This is a genomic window from Cupriavidus sp. 05N39 (assembly GCF_056397325.1).
The window spans coordinates 1-10,084 of the sequence record NZ_JBFTNE010000167.1; the positions used below are offsets into that span (position 1 = coordinate 1).

A 10,084-nucleotide genomic window follows, 5' to 3' on the forward strand; every position below is an offset into this window, starting at 1 on the left:
CGGCGCGCGCTGACCTGAACGAACATAAAACCTAAACCCACAACAAAAACGCAACGGCGAAAGATACCATAAAAGCACTTTTCCGTTGCGGTATCTGAAGTCTCCGTGCCGTCCCACACGCAACACTTCAGAACATACCAACAGAGCACATAACGTTTATTATGTTAAATTAGTCTGCTATATAACAATGAGTGCGGCGATCCCATTGGTTTGAATGGGACACCGACAACTGCGAAAGCCTGCAGGCAGCGACTGCCCAGCGCTCGATATCCAGCCGCGGTCTTGGGGTTGGCAGCAACGCGCAAGCCTGCGCAGATTGCTACTCGGTGGAAGTCCCTTCCATTCGATTACCCCGGCATGGGCGCGCCGAGGATTTCCGCCAGCGCGTGCGTGCCGCGATCGCACAGTATCGGCAAGTTGCAAAAGACGTGCGAATTAAGCTGGATTAGGCTCCCCCTATCTACCACTCTGGACCGTTTCAGCTCACGCCCATTGTGTGCGTCAAGGGCCGGCAGCGTACCTGCAGACTACCGAGCCCCCGATAGACGGGGTTCCCGGTCCAGCGCGGAGTTGTATCCAGGAGTTCTAGCCTGGGCCAGCGGGCCAACAGCGCCCGAAACGCAACCTCCGCCTCCATCAACGTCAGCGCGGCGCCAATGCAGAAATGCGGGCCATGTCCGAACGACAAGTGCGAGCCCTCCCGCCGGGAGATATTCAGGCTGTCCGGGTTGCTGTAGCGCGCCGGATCGCGATTGGCAGCGCCGATCAGGGGGACCACTAACTCCCCGCGCCGCAGCCGGCGCCCATGGAGCACCACGTCCGTGGTGACCCGCCGCCCTGTGTATTGGACCGGACTCTCGTAGCGCAATAGCTCGCGCAAGGCATTCGGCAGCAACTCGGGAGTCCGCTGCAGGCGCCGCCATTGATCCGGATGGCTCAGCAAGGCATACAGTCCATTGCCGAGCAGATTGCGCGTCGTCTCATGTCCCGCGAACAGCAGCATGGCGCATTGCGCCAATAGTTCGGCCCCGGACACCACCTCGCCACTGGCCTCGGCTCGCAGCAGGTGTCCGATCAGATCGTCGCCTGCTGCGTCCGGCACCTTTGCCCCTTGCGCCCGGCGTCGCTCGAGCGTTGCCTCGAAGGCGGCACACATCTTGAGCAAGCTAACCTGCGCTCGTCGTTTTAGCGCCGGATCAGGGTCCAGTGCGCCGATGAAGGCGGCCAGATCCTCGGACCAGGCCAGGAATTCAGGCTGGTCTTCCGCGTCCATGCCGAGCAGGCGTGCAATCACCATTGCCGGGAGCGGTCTGGCAATCCTCTCCATGAAATCAAACTGCCCCGCTTCGTCAATGCCATTCATCAGTCCGGCCACCATGTGCTCGATCGCGCCTGCGCTGGCGCGTAGGGCTGACGGCCGCAAGCCGGCACTGAGCACATGCCTCAGCCGCGTGTGATCCGGTGCGTCGAGAAATAACATCGCCCGGCTGAACAGGCGCTGAAAGGGACAGAGCGCCTGGCGCGATTCCTCGCTGCCACGCATCACCCAGCCACCCGTGCGCCGCGCTGAGTAGAGGGGATCGCGCAGCACGGCCTCGACGTCTTCGTGCCTTGTCAGCAACCAGGCGCCGCCGAAGAACTCCTCGCTCCAATAGATAGGGCCAGCCTCACGCAGCTCGCGGTAGAGAGGATAAGGATCGCGCAAGAATGTGGCGTTAACAAATGGGCGACAGGGAACTGGCTTCCCGATCACCGCTTCCGCATGCGCCACGGCCTCCGTGCTTAGCATTGTCGTACTCATGCTGATGGTCCTTGGGAGCACATTCCGAGCCTGGCGAGTGTGGCGAAGCGGGCTGGCGCGCTCATGCCGCATCCCGCTGCATCAGCACGGCAGACAGGCTGTCCAGCAAGCGCGCTATGTCGCCCGCGGTGTGCGCTGCCGAGAGCGCGACACGCAGGCGCGCCGTGCCTTCGGGCACCGTTGGCGGCCGGATGGCCGTGACGCGGATGCCATCGGCTTCCAGCGCGGCGGAGAGGGCCATGGCAGCAGCATTGCCTCCTACGATCAGTGGTTGGATAGGGGTATCGCTATCGACCAGCCGCCAGCCGGCCTCCGCATGGCAGGCCTGTAATGTTTCCAGGCCTGCTCGCAGCTGTCCAATAAGTTGCGCCATATGGGCCCGGCGCCGGCGTCCCTCCTCGCCCGCGATTAGCGCCAGGCTGGYCAGCAGCGCATGCGCTGCGGCCGGCGGCGCGGCCGTAGTGTAGATATAGGGCCGCGCCACATTGACCAAATGCTCCACGATGGTTGGGTGCGCCGCCACGAAGGCGCCCGCTACGCCGGCGGCCTTGCCCAGCGTGCCGATGTAGATGAAGCGTTCGGAGGCCAGTCCCAGGTGCTCCAGCACGCCGCGACCGCTCTCCCCCAGCACGCCAAAGCCGTGGGCGTCGTCGACCACGATCCAGGCATCGTGGCATTCGGCTAATGCCAGCAATTCGACCAGCGGGGCAAGGTCGCCATCCATGCTGAATACGCTGTCGGTTACGATCAGCTTGAGGGGGCTGTCGCTACCGGCCAGCAGTCTCGCCAGTGCAGTGGTGTCGCCATGCGGGTAGCGTTTGACATGGGCGCGCGCCAGAAGCGCCCCGTCGATCAGCGAGGCATGGTTGAGCTTGTCGCAGAACAGGGTAGCGCCGGCCGTGCCCAACGCGCTCAGCACCGCCATGTTTGCCATGTAGCCGCTACAGAAATAGAGCGCCTGCGCCTCGGGGATATGTGAATCCATCCACCGCGCCAACTCGTTCTCCAGATGGTCGTGGGCCAGCGAGTGCCCGTTAACCACGTGGGAGGCACCGCTGCCCGCGGCATAGCGGTAAGCGCCCTCGGCAAAGGCGGAGATAACCGTGGGATGGTTGGCCAGCCCCAGGTAATCGTTGCTGCAAAAACTCACCAGCGTGCGCTGCTCGCCGCATTCATTGCCGACCGCCTGATGTGGCGCGCAGGCTGTGTGTGTGACGCGCCGCCTGCGCGTCATGGCGCGTTCGGCGCGCTCGGCGGCGGCTTGTGTGAGTCGGTCAAGCAGCATGGCAGCATTGGCGGACGATTGGGGAAATGCATCTTAGATGCGTATCCGCGCTAATGGCAAACTGGGCTGTCGGCCAATTTTGCGAACATGTTGTACGAAGAAGCCGGCAAAATTGCGTAAAGTGTCGATCTTTGTGCTGAATGGCACCCATCAGCGTGTACGCTCTAGAAGCGGCACCACCCTCGCTTCGCCAAAACACGGAATCCGCATCCAATGCCACCGGAGCCACCGGAGGCAACCCGCCCCCTTTTTAGCGTGTATCCGAAACRGGCATAGCGCCGCCTCGCGAGACGAATAAGGTTTAAGTTGCACAAATTACATCTCGCTGAAAATTGCGCGTGTCGTGCCACGCGGAGAAAGCGCAGAAGCCGCAGGCGGGCAAAGGCGCAAGTGCGCGCGCCAGGCCGCCGTCAGGGCATCTTTCGGATGCCGCAGCGGCGCTGGCACGCTATCTGCCTGGATGAGGCCTTCCTGTTTGTTCTTGCCGACCCTCTTTCCAGGATTCACCATGCCAAAGACGCCTGCTTCCAAAAAGACTTCGTCCCCGAGGCCTTCCAACTGCAAATCCGGCGGCAACGGTGCCAGGCAGCCCGCGCCCGCCGGCAGCGGTGCCGCGCCGGACACAGTCACGGGTGTCTCGACCAGCGACGTGACGCAGACCGCAAGCCGCGCGGTTACCGGCGCGGATGCCGCATATGACCGCGCCGTGAAGGAGCGGCTGTCTCCCCAGCCGAAAGTGCTGGGGTCCGACACGGTCGGCAATGTGGTTTCCAACGAAGACCGCGTGCTGACCACCAACCAGGGCATGCCGATTGGCGAAGACGACAACTCGCTGCAGCTGGGCGCGCGTGGCCCGACCTTGCTGGAAGATTTCCTGCTGCGCGAGAAAATCACCCACTTCGACCATGAGCGCATTCCCGAGCGCGTGGTCCATGCGCGCGGCGCCGCCGCGCACGGCTATTTCGAGCTGCACGAATCGCTGGCCGACTACACAACCGCTGACTTCCTGCAACGCACCGGCGCGCAGACACCGGTGTTCGTACGCTTCTCCACGGTAGCGGGTTCGCGCGGATCCGCGGACCTGGCGCGCGATGTGCGCGGATTTGCCGTGAAGTTCTATACGCGGCAGGGCAACTACGACCTGGTCGGCAACAATATGCCGGTGTTCTTTATCCAGGACGCCATCAAGTTCCCGGACTTCATCCACGCGGTCAAGCCCGAGCCGCACAATGAGATTCCGCAAGCCGCCTCGGCGCACGACACCTTCTGGGACTTCGTGTCGCTGCAGCCGGAATCCATGCACATGGTGTTGTGGACCATGTCCGGGCGCGCCCTGCCGCGCAGCTTCCGCACCATGGAAGGCTTTGGCGTGCATACCTTCCGGCTGATCAATGCGCAAGGCCGCGCCACCTTCGTCAAGTTCCACTGGAAGCCGGTGCTGGGCGCCCATTCCCTGGTGTGGGACGAAGCGCTCAAGATCAATGGCAAGGACCCGGACTTCCACCGGCGCGACCTGTGGGAATCCATCGAGAACGGCGCCTTCCCCGAGTACGAACTGGGCGTGCAACTGGTGCCCGAGGAAGATGAGCACCAGTTCGGTTTCGACCTGCTCGACCCGACCAAGCTGATCCCCGAGGAGCTGGTGCCGGTGCGCCGCGTAGGCAAGATGGTGCTGAACCGCAACCCGGACAACTTTTTCGCCGAGACCGAGCAAGTGGCATTCCACCCCGGGCATCTGGTGCCGGGCCTGGATTTCACCAACGATCCGCTGCTGCAAGGCCGACTGTTCTCCTACCTGGATACCCAGCTCACACGGCTTGGCGGGCCCAACTTCCACGAGTTGCCGATCAACCGGCCGTTGTGCCCGGTGCACAACAACCAGCGCGACGGCTTGATGCGCCAGACCGTGGTGAAGGGCCGCTCCAGTTACCAGCCCAACGCGGTGGGTGGCGGCTGCCCGTTCCTGGCGGGCGACACCGATGCGCATCTGGGCTACGCGGAAGCCGCCGCCGAAGGCGCTGCCAAGGTACGCCGGCGCAGCGAGACTTTTTCCGATCATTTCTCGCAGGCCAACCTGTTCTGGCGCAGCCAGTCCGACACCGAGAAGGCCCAGATCGTCGATGCCTACACGTTCGAGCTCTCCAAGGTCGAGATCCCCGCCATCCGTGCCCGCGTGGTCGGCCAGTTGGCCCATATCGCGCCCGAGCTGGCCAGCGGCGTGGCCAGCAAGCTTGGCATTGAGGTGGAGTCCGTGGGCGAGCCGGTCGAGATCGATGACTACGGTATCGCGGCTTCGCCCGCGTTGAGCCTGGCGTCCCAGTCCAAGGGGAACATCCGGGGCCGCAAGATTGCCGTGCTGGTGGCGGACGGCGTCAGCGGCGCGGCGGTGGACTCGCTCAAGACGCGCGCCGCGGCAGCCGGGGCGTCCGCCAAGGTGATCGGCCCGCGCGCCAATGGCGTCACCTCAGCGGAAGGCAAGGCCGTGCTGGTCGATCACGCGCTGCCGTCCGTGGGTTCGGTGCTGTTCGACGCCGTGTACGTGCCCGATGGCGATGTCAGCGCGCTGCAGGCCGAACCGGCTGCCCTGCTCTTTATCTGCGAGGCCTACAAGCACTACAAGCCGGTCGGCGCCGGCGGCGCTGGCGCCGTGCTGGTTGCGGCAGCCGCGCGCGCCGCCGGTATAGAGGGCGGCTTTGCGGGGCCGGGCCTGGTGGTGGGCAAGAAGGACGCGAGCGCCCAGCACGATGCGTTCCTCGAAGCCGTGGGTGGGCATCGCTGGTGGGCGCGCCCGGACGCCGCGCGCATCATGGCCTGAAGGACTGGTGCCGTGCGCGAGCCGCGCAATATCGGGAAGGGAGCCGGTGCGCAACAGGACTATTAAATCCGGGCGCGCGATCAAACCAAAATATGACGCAGAAAGCACACAGACTATTATGTAAAATCATCCAGAAAAACTACGAGAGACGGGTTCGGTTGTCATTTTCGCGCCGCGCCCCCCATCACAACACCCGATGCTCGATATTCAGACGTTCGATACGGCGCGCTATGATGCGTTTCCACCGCATCGGCAACTAGCGCAGAACGGCGTTGCGCCACGGCCCGTTCTGATGCGGATCGACCCGATCAACAGAGAAGGAATTCGTCTTGGCGCTCGAAAAACCCGCATTGCACTCTGTCTGGCAAAACGACCAGGGAGACGCATTCATCGTCCTCGACGTGTTTGACCCAGCAGAAGACGGGATGGGGGACGACGACTATCTGCCCGGCTACTACCTCGTTACGTTTGTTGATTACGACGAGCGCAACGAGGCCGATATCGCTGGGGAGGAATTCGACAACGAGCAATGGAGCGCGCTCGTTAAGTCGCTCGACCTCAAGCAGAGCGGCGTGGAGCCCGGTGATTACGCAATTTGACACGCCATCACCAGCGCGGGGTTTTGCGCGTCTGCGGCTCTCTAGCACCGCCCTGTTCTAGCGCAGCGCATTCTGCTGCGTCTAACCACGGCCTTTGCCCAACTTCTGCCCATTTTCGCGGAAGACGCCTGCCGGTATTCTGAAGAGCCGCCTAGAAGCAGTACTGCCCTCGCTCGCCCCAAAACACGGGAACAGCCATCCAAGGCAACCGGCGGCAAATCCCATTTTTAACGTATATCGGAAACGCGCAAAGCGCTGCCTCGCGAGACGAATAAGGGTTCGAAACGAAGAGCGCGGTACCGCTACTGACGTGCGCGCTGCCGGCCCTGTGGCGCCTCCAGCCGACCCTTTGCGTGGAATTCGCGTGGGGACGCCAGCGCCCGCCTGCTAAACCTGCTGGACGAGGGCCGCATTGATGTGGCGATGTCGCAGCAGCGTGAGCCGGCGGCCCGACGTGGTAGCGCCTTGATACCCGCATTGGCGAGTTCGCGCTCCAGCGCCAAGCGCGCTCTCGGCGCTGGCTACGGCCACGGTTCGTTCCTGATCGATCTCGAGCAGCGCGCGTGCCCCGCTCCCGGACCACCGCGACCGCTCGCGGGTGCGCTCCAGGTCCATCGAGAATTGGGTGCGCAACCCCTGCAACTGCCTTCGAGCGCCACCACTTGACGTATGCCCTCCTCCTGACGCGCCTGCGTGGCACGTGTATTTGGGCGCGTACAATCGGCGCGCTCGAGCCTGGGCGGAGTGACAACCCCGAACATGCAACCGGATAACCTTGGCCCGCGCCAAAAAGTGAACTTTAAATCTCTCAATCTTTTCGTGGCCAGCAGCTTTGTGCTTGCTGTTGCCAATGCCGCCGTAGGGGCCGGTGCGCTCCATGAAATGCGCCAGGACGCGTATGCCCGCGCGCAGGAAGGGGCCGCCAATCTCTCGCTGATCCTGGAGCGCGATATCGCCCGCAATCTGGAAATCTATGAGCTGTCGATGCACTCCGTAATCGACGGCGTCAAAGATCCGGCCTCCAGCGCGCGACGGTATGCCGCCTCGGCTTCGATCCGCTTCTCCATTTCCAGATCGGCTCCGACGAGGAACCATTCCTGCGCCTCGGCCGCCGGCGCCCGTGTATCGTGTAGAGACTCCACGACCGCCGCGCCCGGTTCACCTGGCTCAAAGTCCATCAGCATCTGGCCCGACACGGCCTGCCATCCCCTTCCCTCGTCCTTTGTTGCCACCTCTTTGCCCATCGCACGAATCCGCACACCGGTCGGCGGCTAGCCAGTGCCGCGAGAAGCCTTCACCCTTGCCAGCCATCGGTGATGGAGAGATTCCGCAAGGAAGTGCTAGGCGCCACACTGGCGGGGATCTACGGGCAGTGGCAATGTGAAGGCGACGTCCGGCACTTGGTGGCGCAGCACATCGTTGACTTGTCGCCGCTGTTGGGCAGCCTTGCCACAAGCAGCCGCAATTTCTGCTAACTTGCAGCCCGAATCGACGCGGCGCCGATTTTTCCGAAGACGCGATATCTCGTCTGTGTTTGCGGGTGGTTTTCGCTGTTCTCGCGTGCAACTGCATAGGAATATTGCGGCAAAATGCGCTCATTACGAGGTGACGAAATGCACTATTACAAGCATCAAACGATGCTATAATTGGTGCTGATACTTACGGAGGTTCCCATGCGTACGACTATTGCGCTTGATGACGACTTGATCGCCAAGGCTCAAGCCTATACGGGCCTGGAGGAAAAAACGGCACTTGTGCGCGAAGCACTAAAGGCCTTGATCCAGCGTGAAGCCGCGAAACGACTCGCGAATCTTGGCGGTAGCCAACCGGGCATCAAGGGGGCGCCGCGTCGGCGGCAGGACGTCGAATGATTCTTGTCGACACGTCGGTCTGGATTGACCACATCAACGCTTCTGATCCTATGCTGATTAGCCTGCTTGCCGAGGAGCGTGTGCTGGCTCATCCATATGTGATAGGCGAGATTTCGCTCGGTAGTCTGCGTGACCGTGACGTCGTGCTTGGCGCGTTGCTCGATCTGCCGCGCGCGCCAGTTGCAACGCCGGAGGAGACCTTTTATCTGATCGAGCGCGAAGGTTTGTTCAATCGTGGAATCGGATATGTCGACACGTCACTGTTGGCGTCCGCGCGCCTACAACCAGGCATCACCATCTGGACGCGCGACAAGCGATTGAAGAAAGTTGCCGATGAACTCGATCTCGGCGCGGTGCTCGCGCACTAGATAACGGAAAAGTGATCCCCGTGATGGAGTAGCTGGCGCCCCGGCAGGCGGCTGTGCGGCAGTGATCGACTAGAAAGGARGAACGATGAGTCTGCAGATTTCATCTGTGCCGCTTGATGCCGCCTCCAAGGCGATTCTTGCCAAGTTGGTTAGCAACGGCTGGAACAAGGCTGGTGTTCAATATGTTACGGACGAGAGCGTCGTTTCGGCGGTGACCGAGCGCTATTTCTTCCGGCATCCATTGCGCGGGCAGATCAAGCATTGACGCGTCCGCGCTGGTGAGCAGCGGTTACTCGTGCACCGAAGTCGGCCAGTTGTTCGGTCAGGCGGCCACGACAGTTCAGCGATGGGCCCGACGTTTCGAGCGGGGTGGTTTCGACGGATTGCGGGAAGGTGAGCGGCCCGGACGTCCGCGTGCGTTGGATGAGGCGCAATGGGCTCGCATTGAGACGGATCTGCGCAAGACACCACTTGACTTCGGATTTGAAGCGGGCCTGTGGCATGGGCCTGTTCTTTCGGAGCACTTGCGTCAGCGCTACGGCATCACGCTGGCCGTGCGTCAGTGCCAGCGGTTGTTTCGCCAGATGGGTTTTCGGCTGCGCAAACCGCGCCCGCAGGCCGCCCAGTCTGATCCCGTTCGCGTTGCGGCGGTAAAAAAACTGCGGCGACTGGCAAAACGCGACGACATTGAGCTATGGAGCCTGGACGAATGCCATTTCCAGCAACACGGATCGCGCTGTCGCATGTGAGTGGCCCCGGAGCTCCGCGACCCGGTGTTGATGCATGCGCCGACGCGCAAGTCGGTGGCGTGCTTTGGCGCCGTCAGCTTGAGCACTGGCCGCTTCGTCTGGAAGGTGTGCCGTGTCTTCAACGCAGAAACGTTTGCATCCTTTCTGCGCCAGCTACTGCGCCATCGACGTCGCGGCAAGCGCATCGTCGTCGTGCTGGACAACGCCAGGTACCACCATGCCATCCTGCTCAAGCCGTTACTGCGCAAGTACAGGCGGCACCTGACCTTGTTGTTCCTCCCGCCATACAGTCCGCAACTGGCGCCTATCGAACGCGTCTGGAAGCTGACAAGACGCCTGGCGCTACATAACCGGTACTTCGCCACGCTCGCCGAAGTCCTCTCGGCGGTCGACGCCTGCTTCCAGCACTGGAAGAGACCAAACGAAGTGCTGCGAAGACTATGCTGCATTATTTAGGTTCTTCAGACTTTCGTGTGGGTAGGTAGTACGCTTTCGCGCATGGCTTGGTAAGGAGGTGTGCGATGGACAGCGTGGAACTGTACCGGCAGCTGCTTGGCGTGACTGCGCCATGGACGGTGGAGCGTGTCGACCTGGAC

The 10,084-nt window shown here is 62.4% G+C and carries 9 protein-coding genes and 1 pseudogene; 7 read left to right on the plus strand and 3 right to left on the minus strand.

All coding sequences use genetic code 11. The annotated features are described in order from the left end of the window. Window positions 1-478 precede the first annotated feature (478 nt). The 3 genes from AC1DN0_RS38950 to AC1DN0_RS38960 form a co-directional block, all read right to left on the minus strand. Window positions 479-1,801 (minus strand): cytochrome P450, encoded by a 1,323-nt coding sequence (locus AC1DN0_RS38950; protein WP_477146507.1) that lies wholly within the window; start codon window positions 1,799-1,801, stop codon window positions 479-481. Between the two features lie 61 nt (window positions 1,802-1,862). Next, entirely contained in the window at window positions 1,863-3,086 is a 1,224-nt protein-coding gene (gene bioF / locus AC1DN0_RS38955) for an 8-amino-7-oxononanoate synthase (protein WP_477146508.1), read from the minus strand. Window positions 3,087-3,401: 315 nt separating this feature from the next. Then, window positions 3,402-3,716, minus strand: coding sequence for a hypothetical protein (locus AC1DN0_RS38960; RefSeq protein ID WP_441635324.1), 315 nt, complete (start codon window positions 3,714-3,716; stop codon window positions 3,402-3,404). A gap of 19 nt (window positions 3,717-3,735) precedes the next feature. Between AC1DN0_RS38960 and AC1DN0_RS38965 the strand changes: the two genes are divergently transcribed. From AC1DN0_RS38965 to AC1DN0_RS38995, 7 genes and pseudogenes are all read left to right on the plus strand, one after another. Next, entirely contained in the window at window positions 3,736-5,901 is a 2,166-nt protein-coding gene (locus AC1DN0_RS38965; protein WP_441635326.1) for a catalase, read from the plus strand. Between the two features lie 329 nt (window positions 5,902-6,230). Then, the gene (locus tag AC1DN0_RS38970) at window positions 6,231-6,500 is read left to right on the plus strand and encodes a hypothetical protein (protein ID WP_441635328.1); all 270 of its coding nucleotides are present in this window, start codon (window positions 6,231-6,233) and stop codon (window positions 6,498-6,500) included. A 759-nt stretch (window positions 6,501-7,259) separates the two neighbouring features. Continuing rightward, complete coding sequence (locus AC1DN0_RS38975; RefSeq protein ID WP_441635330.1) at window positions 7,260-7,775, plus strand: hypothetical protein; 516 nt, start codon at window positions 7,260-7,262, stop codon at window positions 7,773-7,775. A 398-nt stretch (window positions 7,776-8,173) separates the two neighbouring features. After that, window positions 8,174-8,371 (plus strand): type II toxin-antitoxin system VapB family antitoxin, encoded by a 198-nt coding sequence (locus AC1DN0_RS38980; RefSeq protein WP_006159576.1) that lies wholly within the window; start codon window positions 8,174-8,176, stop codon window positions 8,369-8,371. After that, entirely contained in the window at window positions 8,368-8,739 is a 372-nt protein-coding gene (locus AC1DN0_RS38985; protein ID WP_441635332.1) for a type II toxin-antitoxin system VapC family toxin, read from the plus strand. The genes AC1DN0_RS38980 and AC1DN0_RS38985 overlap by 4 nt, the downstream gene beginning before the upstream one ends. Window positions 8,740-8,824: 85 nt before the next feature. Next, window positions 8,825-9,004, plus strand: a complete 180-nt coding sequence (locus tag AC1DN0_RS38990) for a hypothetical protein (protein ID WP_441635334.1) — start codon at window positions 8,825-8,827, stop codon at window positions 9,002-9,004. Between the two features lie 13 nt (window positions 9,005-9,017). Continuing rightward, a pseudogene (locus AC1DN0_RS38995) lies at window positions 9,018-9,944 on the plus strand (IS630 family transposase). The last annotated feature ends 140 nt before the right edge of the window (window positions 9,945-10,084 follow it).